The following is a 16,933-nucleotide window of genomic DNA, read 5'->3' as shown; positions in this document are numbered from 1 at the left end:
AACCCCAGGACGAAAAGGGAAAGGCGCGATAATACCACATTTCGCCTACCTAATTATGCGGGTGGTCAATACCCCACACGTTTGGCATACGCTACCCCCTTTATATACAAATCAGTTAACAGTCTATGAACATCGTTGTCATTTAATCCAAAATAGCCAGGGTCTATGCTGCGTCCATCAAGTCGTTAAGGAGACGCATTATGTTATTCGACCACTATTCTTTGCCGGCCCTACCGTTAAACAACCGTATCGTGATGCCGCCGATGACGCGTTCCCGCGCCGGGGCCGGTGACGTCGCTACCGATCAGATGGCGGAGTATTACGCCCAACGCGCCAGCGCCGGTTTAATTATCAGCGAAGGCACGCAGATTAGCCAACAGGGACAGGGTTATGCCTGGACGCCTGGCATCTATAATGAAGCGCAGATCGCCGGCTGGAAAAAAGTCACCGCCGCGGTACACCAGGCGGGAGGCAAAATTTTTGCCCAGCTCTGGCACGTAGGGCGTGTCTCCCATACCGTACTGCAGCCGGGTAATGCCGCACCGGTTTCTTCATCTGCAATTCAGGCTGAAGGAGTGAAGGTCTTTGTCGATGTCGAAGGACGCGGTCCGGAAAACGGCGTTGGTGAAATGGTGCAGCACTCGATGCCGCGCGCCCTGACTCGCGAAGAGATCCCGGCTATCATCGAACAATATGCACAGGCCGCGCGTAACGCTATTGCCGCCGGTTTTGATGGCGTTGAGCTACACGGTGCGAATGGCTATCTGATCAATCAGTTTATTGATTCTCGTGAAAACCAGCGTACCGATGAGTACGGCGGTTCGTTAACCAATCGCCTGCGTTTCCTCAAAGAAGTGGCGCAAGCCGTTGCCGATGCGATTGGTAAAGAGAAACTGGGCATCCGCCTGGCGCCGCTGACCACCTTGATGGGGTCGAAAGATGATACGCCGGAAGCCACCTATCTGGCGGCGGCCAGCGTCCTCAATGATATCGGCATCGCCTATATCCATATCGCCGAAGCCGACTGGGATGATGCGCCAGTGATGCCCGCTGCCTTTAAAGAAGCGCTACGACAGGTGTTCCGCGGCACAATGATTTATTCGGGGAAATACACCGTAGAACGTGCCGAAGAAGCGCTGGCCAAAGGCTGGGCCGACCTGATTGGTTTTGGTCGCCCGTTTATCGCCAACCCGGATCTGCCGTATCGTCTGCAGCACAACCTGCCGCTCAATCAGCCAATCAGAGAGCAGTTTTTCGGCGGTGGTAAAGAGGGCTACCTCGACTACCCTACCATCGACGCGAAGTAAACAGGATATATCGCTTCACAGTACTTAAATAAAAAACCCGGCAGCGCGGTGGCATGCCGGGTTAAAAATCAGACTTTCGACGTTTATATATAATTAATCAACGTGATTAATTATTTATACACTTCCGCCGTTGCTTCAAAGTTCGGCCCGTGTTCGCGCGCCGCGGTAATAATGTAATATTTACCGCCCTTCTCATCTGCCAGCTTAGAAAGCTGATCGTGAAGATCAGAAGGTGAAGAGAATTGCCCGCCAGACGGCCCCACAGAAATACTGCCCACGTGAGTCAGTTTGAAATGCGAAGCTTCTTCTTTAGTAATTAATTGCGCAGCAGAGGCGCCAAAGGCAACAGCAGAAAGAGCTAAAGCGACTAATACCTTTTTCATCCTACATTCTCCTTGGATTGAGCCTAATTGAGGCTCTTTCAGTATATACTCGTCATACTTCAAGTTGCATGTGCGTTGGCTTTCCTCGCTCACCCCAGTCACTTACTAGAGTAAGCTCCTGGGGATTCTCTGCGTCGCCGCCTGCCTGCAACTCGAATTATTTAGAGTATAGACACTAGATTAATAAGCGCGCTATTTATCGGATTATTTTTCACCGGCCACCGCGCTTAGTAGCGCGACGGAACCCCTTCCGGACGGGTCTTAAAACGACGGTGCAGCCACATGTACTGTTCCGGCGCCATCAGGATACATTGCTCAATAATTTTGTTCATCCAGCTGGCGGTAGTTTCCGGGGAATCCAGCGGCGGCGTCGCCTCTGGCTGCAGCGCAATCAGCTCATACCCGGCGCCGTTGGGCTTTCTTCGCGGAACAAAAGGAACGATGGTGGCTTTTGACATTCTCGCCAGCATCCAGGTCCCGGTGGTAGTCGCAGCATTATCAACATTGAAAAAGGGAACGAATACGCTGCTGGCGCGACCATAATCATGATCCGGAGCGTACCAGAGGATTTCTCCCTCTTTCAGTGACTTAACCATACCTTTCAAGTTCTTACGATCCAGCATCGTCTTGTTAGAACGCAGACGTCCCCAGGTTTGTAGCCAGTCGATCAGCGGATTATCGTTTGGCCGGTAAACGCCAATCCCCGGCGTGAACATGCCAAACATCCGCGCGCCGAGCTCCAGAGTCAGAAAGTGAATGCCAATCAGCAAAATACCCTGCTTCTGTTCCTGCAGTTCAACGACTTCGTTGACGCCGCTGGTCTCGGTCCAGCGCTCGACGCGATGGGTCGGCCAGAACCATGCCATGCCGGTTTCCATCAACCCCATGCCCAGAGATTCAAAATTCTTAACCAACATTTCATGGCGCTGCGCCGGGCTGAGATGTGGAAAACAGAGCTCAAGATTGCGCTTCGCAATACGTACCCTTCCGCGCAAAAAATGCATGGATAAACGCCCTAACCCATGGCCCAGACGATAGATCAGCGGATAAGGTAGTTGTACCACCAGCCACAATAAGCCAATACCCAGCCATGCCGGCCAGTAACGCGGGTGTAATAATGAAAGAGAGAATTTGGGTAAATGCGACATCTGAGTATTGCTCTTCAGGATCCTTGATTTACATACCAGCGGGAGGCCTCAGTCCGAATTTGCGGATAAGGTACCCGATCCATAACATTTAGTTTTTTCCTATTCGTGCGGTAATACGCGTACAAGCATAGACTATAACCTGTACGCTGCCCTGGTATTAAACGAACTATGTAACAAATTTATTATTAATTTTTTCGTACAGCGGCACGCAAACTAAAGTTTGCGTTATTCATCTTCAACAATAAATAAATAGCCTCCGAAGAAACGTCTTCGAAGGCTGAATATCGTTATGAACGAATGAAGGCCAGCAGATCGGCGTTAATCACATCCGCATGTGACGTGTGCATACCATGCGGTAAGCCCGGATAAATTTTAAGCTCGCTATTCGCTAAGAGTTTATCCTGCAAAATGGCGGCATTTTTATAAGGAACGACCTGGTCGTCGTCACCCTGCATAACCAGCACTGGCACCGTAATCGCTTTCAGATCTTCTGTCTGGTCGGTTTCAGAGAAGGCTTTAATCCCTTCATAGTGGGCTTTCGCGCTACCGGTCATCCCCTGGCGCCACCAGTTTTGAATGGTACCTTGCGAAACCTCTGCGCCATCGCGATTAAAGCCGTAGAACGGTCCACTGGCAACATCGAGATAAAACTGCGAGCGATTGGCGGCAAGCGCCTTGCGGAAACCGTCAAACACTTCGATGGGCGTACCGCCAGGGTTATTGTCGGTTTTGACCATCAGCGGCGGTACGGAACTGATTAATACCGCTTTAGCTACCCTGCCCTGCGGTTGGCCGTACTTGGCCACATAACGCGCGACCTGGCCGCCACCGGTTGAATGGCCAACGTGGACAGCGTTATGCAAATCCAGACTTTCCACTACCGCCGAAGCATCGGCCGCATAGTGATCCATATCATGGCCTTCGCTTACCTGGTCGGAACGCCCATGTCCACGGCGATCGATAGCGATGACGCGAAAACCCTGTGCGAGGAAAAACAGCATCTGGTTATCCCAGTCATCAGCGCTTAACGGCCAGCCATGGTGGAACACAATCGGCTGAGCCTCCTTCGGACCCCAGTCTTTAAAATAAATATTAACGCCATCTTTAGTTGTTACGAATGCCATATCAGGAACTCCTCTCTTGAAAATATGACAACTTCTCATTAACATTCAATTGGTTACATTCAGCGCTGATATGAAGCCTTTCCCTTGCTTGCGAAAAACCTCAATGGCAACGGCGCCATAAAGTGTAGAAGATGATGGCTCATTTAGCTCATCTCTCAGCAATTTAATATCAACGCAGCAACTAAAATACGCCATATACTGTTGAGCGTTAGTGCATATTACCTATTGATAAAATATGCCTTTCCGATATTTTTTATTTATAGATAAATATCAGTGCGTTATGTCAAAAAGGAATAATTAAAATATTTTCCTCTTATACTTACGTTTTACTGTAAATTTCTCTCAAATAGATTTCTTCAGATTATTCCCCGAGAAAAAAGAATAAACCAAATTCCACCGCAGGTGCGTCTCACTGACCTTATCCACGCAGAATATTTGCTATTAATTGTGAGCCAGGCAACGTCCTGAGCGATGCCCTTCCGCCAATGCTGTACAAAGCGCAGAAAACCGCCATACTCAGGCGCAAAGCCTGTGATTTTCAAGGGGTAAAATTTGCCTGTAGCAATCCCGGATAGTAAAACGAATAAGAAAGGAATGACTGCGATGCACTACAAATTGGTTAAGCAACTCAAAGATGATAATACATTAAGAAAGAGCTTTATTGATTTAGCCATCAAAACGTTCGATCTATCCTTTGACGCCTGGTATCAGCAGGGGTACTGGAGTGAATCCTATATCCCTTACGCTTTCGTTGATAAGAATAAAGTTATCGCCAACGCCTCCGCGAATATTATTGATCTGGTCTGGCAAGGCCAACCCCGACGCTATATTCAAATAGGTACGGTAATGACCAACATTGATTACCGTAATAAAGGGCTTGCCGGACAGTTGATACAACATATTCTTGATGACTGGCGTGGCAAAGCGGATGCTTTTTTCCTGTTTGCCAATTCTACTACCGTCGACTTCTATCCCAAATTTGGCTTTACGCGGACCGACGAATATCAATATGTTGCGCCCGTTTCGCCTACACCCGGCGACTTCCGTAAACTGGATATGGATAGTGCGCAGGATATCGCCCTGCTTAAGCACTACTACCAGAAATCCAACCCCTTTTCACAGCTACGAGTGGAAAATAACTTCGGTCTGCTGATGTTTTACTGTTCGGCGTTTATGAAGCATTTTGTCTACTACTCGGAGAAAAACCAGGCCGTCGCCATTGCGATGCAAAGCGCCCATGAGCTGATCTGCTTTGATATTTTTTGCGATGCCGGACAATCCATGGCGACCATTATCAATGAACTCGCCCAACCGCAATCGCAACAGGCGGTGCTCGGTTTTACGCCGAAGGAAGCGCGCCTGGGCGAGTACGAAAAAATAGACGGCGACGATATGTTGTTTATCTATTCGACTAAAGAGAACATCTTCCACGACAACAAATTAATGTTCCCGCTACTGGCGCACGCCTGATGCCGGGCCGCAGGTCATCTATTTAACCTGCGGCTGGTCGGCGTTGTTTCTTCCTGGAAAACAAAATAAACAGTACAATCAATTGTTGTTTTTTTGTTAAATCCAGGAGAAACGCCACTTGCCCCTTTTTGATCTGCAGGATCTCTACGCCTTTTTAGCCCTCAGCGAGCACGGCAGCTTTCGCTACGCCGCCGAGGCGATTTGCATTTCGCAATCGGCGTTAAGCAGGCGAATCGAGAAGCTGGAAACTGCTTTAGGGGTGAGATTGTTTGAAAGAACCACTCGCCGGGTGACGCTCACACAAACCGGCAGAGCTTTCGCTCCAAAGGCGCAGCATCTGCTTTCCGAATTCGAAGATGCCCTGGACGGCATTAGCGACCGCGCGGCTTTCGGCAACGGGCTGGTGACGGTCGCCTGCGTTCCTTCAGCCGCCAACTATTTTATGCCCCAGGTCATTACGCAATTCCGTCAACGTTTTCCTAAGGCGCGGATCAAGGTTATTGATACCAGCGCCGGAAATGTTTATAGCGCCGTGCAAAATCGCCAGGCGGATTTCGGCCTGAGTTTTCTCTCTGAGATCGCGTCTGATGTGGTGTTTACGCCGCTGGTTCATGAACGTTACCTGGCGGTTTGCCGACGCGACGATCCGCTGGCGCAGCGTAACAGCCTCTGCTGGCAGGAGTTTTTTAACCGCGATTATATCTGGCTCGATAAGATCTCCGGCAATCGCCACCTGCTGGATGGCGCCCTGAGCGATGTAGGGCCACGACGCACTGCGGTTTGTGAAACCCGCCATGTCACGACGATGCTGGGTATGGTGGATGCCGGCCTTGGTATCGCGGCAATACCGGCGATGGCGCTGCCGGCCTACGCGCACCACGCGTTAGCCAGTATTCCGCTAGTGGAACCTGAAGTGAAAAGGCAGGTGGGGCTGATAAAAAAAGCGGGCAGAGCGTTACCCCCTCTGGCCGCCGAACTCGAAAAAGCCATTACTGATTTTTACCATCCCACCGCATAATTAGCCCTCTTCCGGTAATTCGCAGGCGTTGGAGGGTAAAGGATCCATGCCTGTGCGACGAATTTCCGCCTGCGCCGGGACTGAAGCCAGATAGCACAGCAACTGCTTCGCCTGCGACTGCGCGGATGAATCGGCAACCACGGCGCCCGCGAAGCGAGTAACGTATTGCACTTCATCCGGCAGACGGCCAACGAACGTCACGCCGCTGACCGGCAACAGCTCGCTAACCTGCTGAAACCCTATCGCGTAGTCCCCTTTCGCCACCAGCGAAGCAACGGGGATTTTTTCGATCATTTTTGCTTTGGGGCTTGCCTGCGCGGCGATATCCAGTTTTCGGAACAGTTCCTTTTCAACATAACGCCCGCTGGCGCTATCCGAATAGGCGATGGATTTCGCCTGCAGCAATGTTTGTTTCAACGCGGCGACGCTACTGATATCCGGCACCGGGGAGCCCTTTGGCACAACGGCGCCAATTCGTGAGTCCGCCAGTTCAATACGCGACCCCGGCATCACTTTGCCCTGCTTCTGCAAATCATCCAGAGCGTATCCCACCATTATCACCACATCCGCTTTTTGCCCTGTCGCCAGGCGGTTCGGTATCGCCTCCGCGGATTTCCCCATCGAGGGACCATGAATGATATGTAAGGTATTGCCGCTTTTTTGCTGATAGTCGGGCGCCAGTTTATCCAACGCCGCGGAGAAGCCGCCGGAAATCATCACCGTGATCTCCTGCGCGGCGGCAACATGCGCATAGCCGCAGGTGAATATCACTAACGAGAAAACCCATGATTTACGTTGCATATTCACCTCTTAACCTAAAGAATTTTGCGTTTTCAATGCCTGCCGGGAAACGCGTTGATAGAGATACAGCGTCGCCAGTAGCGCGCAGATTGCCGCAAAACTCATCCAGTAGCCGGGCGCCGCCTTATCCCCGGTGACTTTAATTAGCGCGGTGGACATCGCCGGCGTGAAACCGCCAAACAGAGCGGTCGCCAGGCTGTAAGCCAGAGAAAAACCAGCGACCCTGACCGACCTGGGCATAATTTCCGTCAGCGCGGGGATCATCGCGCCGTTGTAGATGCCGTAAATAAAAGAGAGCCACAGCAGCACGGACAACATCATGGCGAAGTCCGGCATGCGGGCCAGCAACGATAACGCAGGCCAACTGGTGAAAATAGCCAGCAACGTCATGCTGACCAACACGGGTTTACGCCCAAACTTATCGGAAAGCATGCCGCCGATAGGCAGCCAGATGAAATTAGAGATAGCCACCAACAGCGTGACCAGCAGGCTATCCGAGGCGCTTAATAACAGCACGTTTTTGCCAAAGGTTGGCGCGTAGACCGTGATCAAATAGAACGCGGTAGTGGTCATGGCCACCATTAACATCCCCGCGATCACCACCCGCCAGTTTGCCAGCAGAATCGTCAGCGATTGTCCTAACGTCGGATGTTCCTTACGCTCCGAATACTCCGCGGTTTCATTCAGGTTGCGGCGTAAAAAGAAGATAAAAGGCACGATCAGGCAGCCAATCGCGAACGGAATTCGCCATCCCCACTGATGCAAACTCGACTCACTGAGCAGCATATTGAGCAGATAGCCCAGTGAAGCGGCCACCATAATCGAGACCTGCTGACTGGCGGATTGCCAGCTGGTATAAAACCCTTTACGTCCTGGCGTCGCCATTTCAGCGAGGTAAACCGAGACGCCGCCCAGCTCAGCACCGGCAGAAAAACCCTGCAACAGTCGGCCGCACAGCACCAGCGCCGGTGCCCACAAACCGATAGTCTGATAACCTGGCACCAGCACGATCAGGATGGTCCCCATCGCCATAATCGACAGCGTGCCGATTAAGCCTTTGCGTCTGCCGACCTTGTCAATCCAGGCGCCTAACACCACCGCGCCCACGGGTCGCATCAAGAACCCGGCACCGAAAACGGCGAAGGTCATCATTAATGAGGCGAATTCATTTTCGGAAGGAAAAAAAGTATGGGCGATATAGGTGGCGTAAAAACCAAATAAAAAGAAGTCAAACTGCTCAAGAAAATTCCCTGAGGTCACTTGCAGGATCACTTTGGCCCTGGCGCGAAACACTGAAGTAGCGGCAGTTGCGGACATCACACTCTCCCTGATTAACTGAATAGTTAACTCTCATTAACATTTAGGTAACCGTAAGAGTGCGGGAAGTTGCGAAAGAGAATAAGCGCATTTTGCGCATCTATTGATGCGTAAGACACATTAATAAAGTCGGCTATCTACGCGACACCAACAATGACGGGGCAAAGGGTCTTACCCCCCGCCCCGCCTCTAAACACTGATAGTGTGAACTCCGCTGCATTTCCCCCCAAGGCAATCCGGGCTTGAGGGGGAGTTTTAGCGTAGATCGCGTACGGCGACGTGATCCATATCGTCAAAGACCTGGTTCTCGCCGACCATCCCCCAGATGAAGGTATAAGCGCGGGTACCTACGCCTGAGTGAATCGACCAGCTTGGCGAAATTACCGCCTGCTCGTTATGCATCACAATATGACGGGTCTCCTGCGGCTGCCCCATAATGTGGAAGACGCAGGCGTCCTCATCCATGTTGAAATAGAAATAGACCTCCATCCGCCGCTCATGGGTATGGCAAGGCATGGTGTTCCACAGGTTGCCCGGCGCCAGTTCGGTCAGGCCCATGCTGAGCTGACAGGTTTCCAGCACATCCGGCACGAAATACTTATTGATGGTGCGGCGGTTGCTGGTCAGGTTGTCACCCAGCGTCACCGGCGCTACATCGGCAGGGGTGACTTTCTTCGTCGGATAAGTGGTATGCGCCGGGGCGCAGTTGTAGTAAAACTTCGCCGGTTTTGCGTGGTCGATGCTGGTAAACACCACCTCTTTCGCCCCCTTACCGACGTACAGCGCCTCACGGTGGCCGATTTCATAACATTGGCCATCAACGGTAATACAACCCGGGCCGCCGATATTAATCACCCCTAACTCACGGCGTTCGAGGAAATAGCTTACCCCAAGCTGTTTACCGACTTCTCCGCCCACCGAAACGCCGCGCTGCACCGGCATGACGCCGCCAACAATAATGCGGTCAATATGGCTGTACACCATGGTGTATTCGTCAGCCACAAACACTTTTTCAACTAAAAATTCATTACGCAGCCCCTGGGTATCCAGAGTTTTCGCATGCGCGCTGTGGATACTTTGTCTTACGTCCACGTTAGCCTCCAGGCAGATTCTTGAATGATAAAGCCCTCCTGCGGAGGGCGATAATAAGTTAGTGATTCGCGGATGGTGCAACATTTACCGCAGGTGCTTTCACCGCCTGCACGTTGCCAAAGCGTCTGGCATACAGCGCGGTAATAATCGGTACTAAAATCGCGGTGACGATGACGCTTGCCGCGACTAGCGCCGTCGCCGAAGCCGCCACCGGTTCAAAGGCCGGATTAATCTGCGCGATGATCACCGGGTTCGCGACCGCCGCGCCCGCTGCGGAAGAGGCCGCGACGCCAGCCGTCCCGTTGCCGCCGCCGATAACCCGGTCAGCAATAATCAGTGGGATACCGGTAATGATGATGACCGCCACGCCAAGCACGATCCCCAGCAGTCCGGTATCCAGAATCACGCTCAGGTTGATAGTGTTGCCCAGCGCAAAGCCAAAGAACGGAATCAGCACCGGGGTGGCTTTGCTAAAGAAAGCGCGGAAGTCGTGGTCGAGGTTACCTAAGGCAAAGCCCACCAGGAATGGCAGCACCGCGCCGATAAAATGGTGCGGCTCGAAGGAAGCCAGACCGGCGGAGCCAAGGATAACCATCGTCATCAACGGCCCGGACTCCAGCGACATCAGCACAAACGCGCCGGACTCTTCTTTACTGCCGTACTGATTCATCAGGCTGGCATACAGACCGCCGTTGGTCATATCCATTGCCGAGACAATAGCCAGCACCGACAGTCCGGCAAAGAAACCGGTCTGGACGCCATTTTCCGGAATGACCATCGCGGCGATAAAGGCCACAATCCAGGCGACGGCAATTTTGGTGATCACTAACGTGCCGGATTTACGTAATACGGTACCGGTGGCGCGCAAATCGATCGATGCGCCGATACAGAAAAACCACACCGCCAGGATTGGCACCGTCCCACCAATCATGCCTTTAGTGAATGAACCAAAGTAATTACCGGTATCCGGCGCAAGGGTATTAAGCACCGCGCCAAGCAGCAATGGGACCAGCATCATGCCGCCTGGGATACGTTCAATGGTTGCTTTGATTTTCATGTTTTATCCTCATCTCCACCCCACCTGTACGGCAAGGATGTGACTTATTCTTTCAATAGCGTTTGAAAAAATTCTTTCTGTTCATTGCATTACGAACAGATGAGAAAAGTCAGGAGTCTCAGGGTTGTGCGCACCACACTGATACCATGCCGTTATCATTGATCATGTGAAATAATGATTCAATGAAAACAAAACAGCGTTTTAGTTACCGTCATCACATATCAAAAAGAAATCGAACGAAGGATCGTTTATTGAAAACAAAAGGGAGGTATAGCCACGACGTTGCGGCAATCAGGGGCGGGATGAAATGTTAGATAGATGTTTTAGTGAATTCGGTGACATGCGCCGGACAAAGCAAGACACGACGGTCTTCGCTTTGCCCGGCCAGGAAATGTGCGTGGATCAACTACCGCGGTAGGTAGAGTAGCCATACTGGCTCAACAACAGCGGGATATGTAGCTTTTGGTTCTGTTCGGTTACGCTGAAAATAACCGGAATGACGGGAAAGAAGGTGCTCATATTATGACTTTTAAAGTAGTCACCGGTTTTGAAGGTCACTTTATACACCCCAGGTTCCATATTATCGGCCAGCGGATAGAGCGACTTGATACGGCCATCGGCATCCGTTTTACCGCTGGCGATATGCTGCCAGCCGCTGCCCTGCTGCTTATCGAGCTCAATCTGCACCCCTTGAGAAGGCAGACCGGTCTGCTGATTGAGAATATGTACGCTTAGTGTCCCTTCCGGCGCCGCAAGCGCGCTGAAACTCAACAATGAAATAACGGAAGCGATAATTAACTTCATGAGCGATGACCTTATTAAGCAAGTGAATGTGTCATCACTATAGTCAGCGTGCTGGGAAATAAAATTAAACTTTTCGTTATTAATTAACGGGTAATAGCAGCGCGGATCTACGTCAGAGGCTTGTGTTGGATGGAGGAATCGAACGTAAGAGAAGCGATAATGGCACGCCCTACAGGATTCGAACCTGTGACCTACGGCTTAGAAGTACGTAGGTTTATGGGTTTTAAGCACCTGAATCACATCAAAATAAAACACAATAAAAATAAAAATCAATGACATACATACAAATGCAAAATTGATAAATAGAGACTTGCGTTGATAAGTGTAGCCCTAATTTACTTACACCAGCCGTTACATTAACTTAAGAGATAATCTCCAACAGGAACTACCCAAATGGCTTCATCAAGACAAAAACTCACCTTTGAGCGTATTCGTAAATTTGAATTACCGGAAGGGAAGGCACAAGCTTTTCTCTGGGATGCAGATGTAACAACCCTAGCTTGCCGTGTAACAAGAAGCGGAGCTACATAGTAAATCCAGATACCGCCTTAATATCTGGCGTTATTTTGTGCATAAACGTCACGGTTGTTGCCGTTGCCATTTTTACTTGAGTGTTTGAGTTCCATGATGTTAGTGAGGTAAATGGAGACCGTAAGGCATCCAGTGGTCTTAACCATGCATACTTCCTATTCCATCCATCCACAATGTTATTCAGGAAGTAAAAGAAGAGGAATTGCGTTGATGAACCACCAACTGCAAAGCTTTTTGGCCTGAACTTAAGGTAGTTTCCAGTCGCATTACCATTGCGGAATAAAACCTCTTGCAGACAGTTAACGCTATTTACATTGCTAAATGTTGCATACTTTCCTGTGATGGCCAGGGCTTGATCACATCCAATGCCAGTGATTCCTTCAATTATGTTTGGCTTTGCTTGGTCGTTCATTGTGTCATCAACGTAAAAAGTGGACACTGCAGACTTAGCATTGCCCATTCGGATATTACTTACATGACAACCTTTGCTGTTATTGATCAATACCCCTTCAGATAACGCCGTTCTCCCTAAATTCGGTACGGAAATATCCCTAATAACGCAGTCCTCAGTGAAGTTAGTAGCCGCAAAACTGCCATTGCTAGTCCCATCAGTTAGCGGTTTCTCTAACGTTGCAATTATATGCATTCTTGGCTGAGTTGTAGTTAAATTCGCGTGAACTCCCTACAACCAAGCCACCCCTACCATATGAAGATAATGGATTAATGCAGACTATCTTTGCCCCAAATGCATGGATAGTTACGTTACTTGGAATGAAATTAATAAAGTCGATGTAATAGGTTGCTCTTGGGTTAAGGCATACAATCCCACCGCCTGTAGCGCGAAGATATTCGAACATAAGGAAGAAACTGTAGGAGTTCTGGTGTGCTTTCGACTCGTCTCCAGTAACCGCCCCCCCACGCCTCTGGAGATGTCCACCCACCAAACAAATCGTAAAGGGTTCCGGAGCCTGGGATTCCGATTAATGATATCCCTGCCTCGCCATCATTTGATTCAAGTTCTCTTCTAAACTGGTCTGGGTCATACATTTAAAATGTTAGGAAAGTAAAACTGTTGCGCTCCATAGGCGTCATAAATAGCCATGCTATGGCCTTGCACGGTAACAAACTTTGATACCTGACCGTTGTACACGGGGTAGCCGCCAGCATTAATGATAATTGGCAGTGAAACAGGAACGTGCGACCCATCCTCGTTTTCCAGATACACCTGAATTTGGTTGTCTGGATTTACTGGATCAGTATCAATCTGACCTATATAGATTTTCCCATTGGACGCAGCCTTAAAAGAGCGAGCCAACGTGAAGAGCTGATTTGGCATACTTACAACGACATTCGCGGTGATATCTGACATTTCCTGTGCTCCGGACGCAAGTGATCCCCACAGCAGAGCTGCGGTAAATTTTGGGGTATAAAAAAACCCCGCAGAAGCGAGGTTCGTTTTAGTTAAAGAAAGGGTTTAGTGTATCTTCTGACTTCAGGAAGGGTATGTGATTCCTTGAGTATCCAACGATAACAATCTCAGTGCTCGACACCTTTGCATAATGTATGCACTCATTAGATTGCATGCCGCCCGGGTTGAACTTCAAATCAATCGTTTGGCTTTTGAAAGGTGCATTATTCCATGTTGGTCCGCAGTGATAATGCCAATAGTTTTCAGCCTCATAACCACTTGTCCCTGGAATAGTTTCGTAATCGTCATAAACCCAAGAAGGCTTATTTTTGCCTCGCAGTGCATAACCATTACCTATGTTATGCATAAACTCTGCTATAACCGCCTGCTCTTGAGATGTCAAATATCCCCAATCTGCAGCAAACTCAGTATCGTATTCGCCGTCTAAAAAAGCATCAGATAACGTGGCAGTTATTTTCAATTATGCCTTCCTGCGGGACGAAGACCTTGCATTCGCCATGGCAATGATAGCCTCGGGGCTCATTCCTTCCTGGTAAGATACGCTAGATCTTGACACAGATTTGCTGCGGCCTAGGATAGCGCGACCGATGTCATCCCAGCTATCTTGTGCTTTTTTGGGTTCGCTAGTTATGCGCATTGCTGCAAATACTGCCATATCTCCTCCTCATCACCACTGGTGATTTCGTGTTCAGTATACAGCTACAATCCGCTTGTTAGCAATATCAGCTTGATATCAGGGAAGTGTAGGGTCATAAAAAACCCCGCCAGGCGAGGTTAGTTATTGGTTGTGTTTACTATCCGAGGACTTTTTGCATCCTTGCCAACTCCAATCTCCAGTTGATAGGGGGCATTGATGATGTTGCTATATGCTTGCTTTCTCTTTGAAGTAAGCGCCCAGCCCGATCGATAAATCCTGTTAACATTCCTAAATTGCCTGATATCTTTCTAGCCCAATCACTTCCAAGCAACTGGAGAGCGGGAAGAATTTCTTCAGAGTCCTCTTTCAGGATTAATGAGATACTCCATAGGCAAACCAGATCGTAGAGCTCACTATCATTGAACTGTTTATTAATGCTTATACCTTTTGCGCCGGTAACTCTTCCCTTCCCTCGCCACACCATTCATACCATTTAATCTGGAGCATAAAAATGTCATCACCTCTTCACGAGGCGGGTTACTTACGCCCACCGAAAGCATCAGGAAGCCGCGAAGAGGTTTTTGCGCGATGCTTTGAGGCTATCGCAAATAACGATTATCAGACGCCGAGCATGGAAGCTCGTATTCAGGAACGACTCGAGAAAGATGTCTGGTACGACAATCTTGAGGCAAGCAAATACCCTCAATTCCTACCAGTCGGACCGATGCGCCCAACTCGTGAAGATGAGCGCTTCAAACTTTATCGCACACGTTACGGCATGATTAGTAATAACTGATTCGGAGATTTCATCATGATAGGCCGTTCTTACGATCCATCTATATTCCCAGATGATTTATCAGTACGTCGCAGACAAAGAACAATGCCGCCAAGAGATGAGTTGATGAAGTGTAATAGCTTCCAGTCGGTTAACGAGAATAAGTCTCTGGATGCTTTGCTGAAGAAGATGAGGGGTATGTGATGGATTACAGCAAGATGAGTGATGGAGAGATTAGCGTTCGGATTGCGTACTTTCTAAAACAAAAATACACAGCAACAATTCATCCACATGATGATTCTGGAGCACAATTATCATGGAACTGGCTTAATACAGTGGCAACCGCAGGATATTTCCCATTAATATGCTCACCTGGCACCTAACCATTTAACGGAACCAGCACGGCAAATTGACTCGATTTTTGAGGACGATGTCCCAAATATGTCCCACAAGGAAAAATCAGCGATTGGGAGGGAGCTGATAAGTATTTGATTTTAAATGGCACGCCCTACAGGATTCGAACCTGTGACCTACGGCTTAGAAGGCCGTTGCTCTATCCAGCTGAGCTAAGGGCGCACTGAGAAGCGGGAGCTTCGGGAGGTGCAATCGCGTGAAATTATACGGTCAACCTCCGGTGAGTCAATGCATTTTGCCGGGAAAAGGCAGCAGCATAGCGAGCTTGTCGATTATTAACGCGATGTCTGGTTAAGGATTGTTCGCCCCGTTCGTTCGCGACTGGCCCCTTCCGCCGCCACGGCGCGGAAAAATAGCCTGTTTTTACCTCCTCGCGGCGGAAAACCGATAAAAACGCAAACGATAACTGACAGCGGGGCTGGCTTCTGACAAAATATCCACATCCCCCTTTCGTAAAGTGACAGATGGAATCCTCTCTCTGATGGCAGCAAAAATTATTGACGGTAAAACGATTGCGCAGCAGGTGCGCTCTGAGGTCGCGGAAAAAGTGAAGGCTCGCGTAGCGGCCGGAAAACGCGCCCCCGGGCTCGCCGTTGTGCTGGTCGGCAGCAACCCTGCGTCGCAGATTTATGTCGGCAGCAAACGCAAGGCATGTGAAGAGGTGGGCTTCGTCTCCCGCTCTTACGATCTCCCGGAAACCACCAGCGAAGCCGAGCTGCTGGAACTTATCGACACGCTTAACGGCGATAACACTATCGACGGCATCCTGGTGCAGTTGCCGCTGCCAGCCGGTATCGACAACGTTAAAGTCCTTGAGCGCATTGCCCCGGACAAAGACGTCGACGGCTTCCATCCGTATAACGTTGGTCGCCTGTGTCAGCGCGCGCCGCGCCTGCGTCCTTGTACGCCACGCGGCATTGTCACCCTGCTTGAGCGCTACAATATCGACACCTATGGCCTCAACGCGGTGGTGATCGGCGCCTCTAACATTGTCGGCCGTCCGATGAGCATGGAGCTGCTGCTGGCGGGCTGCACCACCACCGTCACCCACCGTTTCACCAAAAACCTGCGCCACCACGTCGAAAATGCCGATCTGCTGATTGTCGCGGTTGGTAAACCAGGCTTTATTCCGGGTGAATGGATTAAAGAAGGCGCCATCGTGGTGGACGTCGGCATTAACCGTCTGGAAAGCGGCAAAGTGGTCGGCGATGTAGTGTTTGAAGATGCAGCGGAACGCGCGTCCTACATTACGCCCGTGCCTGGCGGCGTTGGCCCAATGACCGTAGCGACCCTCATTCAGAATACGCTGCAGGCGTGCGAAGAGTATCACGACATTCAGGAGGCCTAAGATGGCGAATTTTTCTCTGGGCAAACACCCGCATGTTGAACTGTGTGATCTGCTGAAGCTGGAAGGCTGGAGCGAAAGCGGCGCGCAGGCCAAAATCTTTATCGCTGAAGGGCTGGTGAAAGTCGACGGCGCGGTGGAAACCCGCAAACGCTGCAAAATCGTCGCCGGCCAAACGGTGACCTTTGACGGTCAAAGCATTACCGTTATCGCCTAACCCTCTCTGGCGCCGGTCCCGGCGCCAGCGCTCTCCCGCAGGAAAATCAGAATAATGCGGGGAT

18 protein-coding genes, 1 tRNA gene and 3 pseudogenes are annotated in these 16,933 nt (G+C 50.2%); 10 read left to right on the top strand and 12 right to left on the bottom strand.

All coding sequences use genetic code 11. The features are described from left to right. Positions 1-200: 200 nt before the first annotated feature. Positions 201-1,307, top strand: coding sequence for an alkene reductase (locus ABLV17_RS06065; protein WP_271032024.1), 1,107 nt, complete (start codon positions 201-203; stop codon positions 1,305-1,307). Between the two features lie 110 nt (positions 1,308-1,417). On the opposite strand, the gene ABLV17_RS06060 is transcribed toward ABLV17_RS06065, so the two are convergent. The 3 genes from ABLV17_RS06060 to ABLV17_RS06050 all read right to left on the bottom strand — a co-directional run bounded on the left by ABLV17_RS06060 (position 1,418) and on the right by ABLV17_RS06050 (position 3,962). Next, positions 1,418-1,690, bottom strand: coding sequence for a DUF1471 domain-containing protein (locus tag ABLV17_RS06060; RefSeq protein ID WP_015367862.1), 273 nt, complete (start codon positions 1,688-1,690; stop codon positions 1,418-1,420). A 227-nt stretch (positions 1,691-1,917) separates the two neighbouring features. Then, positions 1,918-2,838 (bottom strand): Kdo(2)-lipid IV(A) acyltransferase, encoded by a 921-nt coding sequence (locus ABLV17_RS06055; RefSeq protein ID WP_087860324.1) that lies wholly within the window; start codon positions 2,836-2,838, stop codon positions 1,918-1,920. Between the two features lie 287 nt (positions 2,839-3,125). After that, positions 3,126-3,962, bottom strand: a complete 837-nt coding sequence (locus ABLV17_RS06050) for an alpha/beta hydrolase (protein ID WP_045393439.1) — start codon at positions 3,960-3,962, stop codon at positions 3,126-3,128. A gap of 603 nt (positions 3,963-4,565) precedes the next feature. On the opposite strand from ABLV17_RS06050, the gene ABLV17_RS06045 reads away from it, so the two are divergent. Both ABLV17_RS06045 and ABLV17_RS06040 read left to right on the top strand, forming a co-directional pair. Continuing rightward, positions 4,566-5,432 carry a GNAT family N-acetyltransferase gene (locus ABLV17_RS06045; RefSeq protein WP_308958068.1) on the top strand — a complete coding sequence of 289 codons (867 nt, stop codon included), beginning with the start codon at positions 4,566-4,568 and terminating at the stop codon, positions 5,430-5,432. A gap of 118 nt (positions 5,433-5,550) precedes the next feature. Then, positions 5,551-6,450 carry a LysR family transcriptional regulator gene (locus ABLV17_RS06040; RefSeq protein ID WP_087860325.1) on the top strand — a complete coding sequence of 300 codons (900 nt, stop codon included), beginning with the start codon at positions 5,551-5,553 and terminating at the stop codon, positions 6,448-6,450. Here the strand turns inward: ABLV17_RS06040 and ABLV17_RS06035 are convergent, their stop codons facing one another. From ABLV17_RS06035 to uraH, 5 genes are all read right to left on the bottom strand, one after another. Next, on the bottom strand, positions 6,451-7,251 hold the full coding sequence (locus tag ABLV17_RS06035; protein WP_271032021.1) for a substrate-binding domain-containing protein: 801 nt from the start codon (positions 7,249-7,251) through the stop codon (positions 6,451-6,453). Between the two features lie 9 nt (positions 7,252-7,260). After that, positions 7,261-8,568: an MFS transporter gene (locus ABLV17_RS06030; RefSeq protein ID WP_308958067.1), complete on the bottom strand. Its 1,308-nt coding sequence runs from the start codon at positions 8,566-8,568 to the stop codon at positions 7,261-7,263. A gap of 255 nt (positions 8,569-8,823) precedes the next feature. Continuing rightward, entirely contained in the window at positions 8,824-9,660 is an 837-nt protein-coding gene (gene kduI / locus ABLV17_RS06025; RefSeq protein ID WP_308958066.1) for a 5-dehydro-4-deoxy-D-glucuronate isomerase, read from the bottom strand. Positions 9,661-9,718: 58 nt separating this feature from the next. Continuing rightward, entirely contained in the window at positions 9,719-10,717 is a 999-nt protein-coding gene (kdgT, locus tag ABLV17_RS06020; protein WP_087860329.1) for a 2-keto-3-deoxygluconate transporter, read from the bottom strand. A gap of 402 nt (positions 10,718-11,119) precedes the next feature. Continuing rightward, positions 11,120-11,521: a hydroxyisourate hydrolase gene (gene uraH, locus ABLV17_RS06015; RefSeq protein WP_271032019.1), complete on the bottom strand. Its 402-nt coding sequence runs from the start codon at positions 11,519-11,521 to the stop codon at positions 11,120-11,122. Between the two features lie 384 nt (positions 11,522-11,905). On the opposite strand from uraH, the pseudogene ABLV17_RS06010 reads away from it, so the two are divergent. Next, a pseudogene (locus tag ABLV17_RS06010) lies at positions 11,906-12,046 on the top strand (hypothetical protein); the annotation flags it as partial. Here ABLV17_RS06010 and ABLV17_RS06005 read toward each other — a convergent pair. The 3 genes and pseudogenes from ABLV17_RS06005 to ABLV17_RS05995 form a co-directional block, all read right to left on the bottom strand. Further along, positions 12,045-12,698 carry a hypothetical protein gene (locus ABLV17_RS06005; protein ID WP_271032018.1) on the bottom strand — a complete coding sequence of 218 codons (654 nt, stop codon included), beginning with the start codon at positions 12,696-12,698 and terminating at the stop codon, positions 12,045-12,047. The pseudogene ABLV17_RS06010 and the gene ABLV17_RS06005 sit on opposite strands and share 2 nt — an antisense overlap. Before the next feature lie 368 nt (positions 12,699-13,066). Beyond that, positions 13,067-13,421, bottom strand: a pseudogene (locus ABLV17_RS06000) (phage head-binding domain-containing protein); the annotation flags it as partial. An 88-nt stretch (positions 13,422-13,509) separates the two neighbouring features. Further along, positions 13,510-13,941 carry a hypothetical protein gene (locus tag ABLV17_RS05995; RefSeq protein ID WP_308958065.1) on the bottom strand — a complete coding sequence of 144 codons (432 nt, stop codon included), beginning with the start codon at positions 13,939-13,941 and terminating at the stop codon, positions 13,510-13,512. Positions 13,942-14,629: 688 nt separating this feature from the next. Between ABLV17_RS05995 and ABLV17_RS05990 the strand changes: the two genes are divergently transcribed. The 4 genes and pseudogenes from ABLV17_RS05990 to ABLV17_RS05975 all read left to right on the top strand — a co-directional run. Then, positions 14,630-14,914, top strand: coding sequence for a hypothetical protein (locus ABLV17_RS05990; protein WP_271032016.1), 285 nt, complete (start codon positions 14,630-14,632; stop codon positions 14,912-14,914). 15 nt (positions 14,915-14,929) lie between these two features. Beyond that, a complete protein-coding gene (locus ABLV17_RS05985) occupies positions 14,930-15,097 on the top strand; it encodes a DUF2737 family protein (protein WP_271032015.1) in 168 nt (55 codons plus the stop codon). After that, a complete protein-coding gene (locus ABLV17_RS05980) occupies positions 15,097-15,276 on the top strand; it encodes a hypothetical protein (RefSeq protein ID WP_271032014.1) in 180 nt (59 codons plus the stop codon). The genes ABLV17_RS05985 and ABLV17_RS05980 overlap by 1 nt, the downstream gene beginning before the upstream one ends. Then, positions 15,257-15,385: pseudogene (locus ABLV17_RS05975) on the top strand (hypothetical protein); the annotation flags it as partial. The gene ABLV17_RS05980 and the pseudogene ABLV17_RS05975, both read left to right, overlap by 20 nt. Positions 15,386-15,392: 7 nt before the next feature. Here the strand turns inward: ABLV17_RS05975 and ABLV17_RS05970 are convergent. Next, positions 15,393-15,469: transfer RNA gene (locus ABLV17_RS05970), tRNA-Arg, on the bottom strand. A 319-nt stretch (positions 15,470-15,788) separates the two neighbouring features. On the opposite strand from ABLV17_RS05970, the gene folD reads away from it, so the two are divergent. Next, a complete protein-coding gene (gene folD / locus ABLV17_RS05965; protein WP_087860332.1) occupies positions 15,789-16,655 on the top strand; it encodes a bifunctional methylenetetrahydrofolate dehydrogenase/methenyltetrahydrofolate cyclohydrolase FolD in 867 nt (288 codons plus the stop codon). Between the two features lies 1 nt (position 16,656). Next, a complete protein-coding gene (gene ybcJ, locus ABLV17_RS05960) occupies positions 16,657-16,869 on the top strand; it encodes a ribosome-associated protein YbcJ (RefSeq protein ID WP_015367876.1) in 213 nt (70 codons plus the stop codon). Positions 16,870-16,933 lie beyond the last annotated feature (64 nt).

Origin of the sequence: Klebsiella sp. CN_Kp091, assembly GCF_040065095.1 — a bacterium.
Taxonomy (GTDB): Bacteria; Pseudomonadota; Gammaproteobacteria; order Enterobacterales; family Enterobacteriaceae; genus Klebsiella; species Klebsiella aerogenes.
This window is presented reverse-complemented; position numbering and strand designations above follow the sequence as displayed.

Excerpts from the sequence above, each read along its gene's own strand:
- ABLV17_RS06065 (WP_271032024.1), top strand. The coding sequence starts at position 201 with ATGTTATTCGACCACTATTCTTTGCCGGCCCTACCGTTAAACAACCGT.
- ABLV17_RS06060 (WP_015367862.1), bottom strand. The coding sequence starts at position 1,690 with ATGAAAAAGGTATTAGTCGCTTTAGCTCTTTCTGCTGTTGCCTTTGGC.
- ABLV17_RS06055 (WP_087860324.1), bottom strand. The coding sequence starts at position 2,838 with ATGTCGCATTTACCCAAATTCTCTCTTTCATTATTACACCCGCGTTAC.
- ABLV17_RS06050 (WP_045393439.1), bottom strand. The coding sequence starts at position 3,962 with ATGGCATTCGTAACAACTAAAGATGGCGTTAATATTTATTTTAAAGAC.
- ABLV17_RS06045 (WP_308958068.1), top strand. The coding sequence starts at position 4,566 with ATGCACTACAAATTGGTTAAGCAACTCAAAGATGATAATACATTAAGA.
- ABLV17_RS06035 (WP_271032021.1), bottom strand. The coding sequence starts at position 7,251 with ATGCAACGTAAATCATGGGTTTTCTCGTTAGTGATATTCACCTGCGGC.
- ABLV17_RS06030 (WP_308958067.1), bottom strand. The coding sequence starts at position 8,568 with ATGTCCGCAACTGCCGCTACTTCAGTGTTTCGCGCCAGGGCCAAAGTG.
- kdgT (WP_087860329.1), bottom strand. The coding sequence starts at position 10,717 with ATGAAAATCAAAGCAACCATTGAACGTATCCCAGGCGGCATGATGCTG.
- uraH (WP_271032019.1), bottom strand. The coding sequence starts at position 11,521 with ATGAAGTTAATTATCGCTTCCGTTATTTCATTGTTGAGTTTCAGCGCG.
- ABLV17_RS06005 (WP_271032018.1), bottom strand. The coding sequence starts at position 12,698 with ATGCATATAATTGCAACGTTAGAGAAACCGCTAACTGATGGGACTAGC.
- ABLV17_RS05990 (WP_271032016.1), top strand. The coding sequence starts at position 14,630 with ATGTCATCACCTCTTCACGAGGCGGGTTACTTACGCCCACCGAAAGCA.
- ABLV17_RS05985 (WP_271032015.1), top strand. The coding sequence starts at position 14,930 with ATGATAGGCCGTTCTTACGATCCATCTATATTCCCAGATGATTTATCA.
- ABLV17_RS05980 (WP_271032014.1), top strand. The coding sequence starts at position 15,097 with ATGGATTACAGCAAGATGAGTGATGGAGAGATTAGCGTTCGGATTGCG.
- folD (WP_087860332.1), top strand. The coding sequence starts at position 15,789 with ATGGCAGCAAAAATTATTGACGGTAAAACGATTGCGCAGCAGGTGCGC.
- ybcJ (WP_015367876.1), top strand. The coding sequence starts at position 16,657 with ATGGCGAATTTTTCTCTGGGCAAACACCCGCATGTTGAACTGTGTGAT.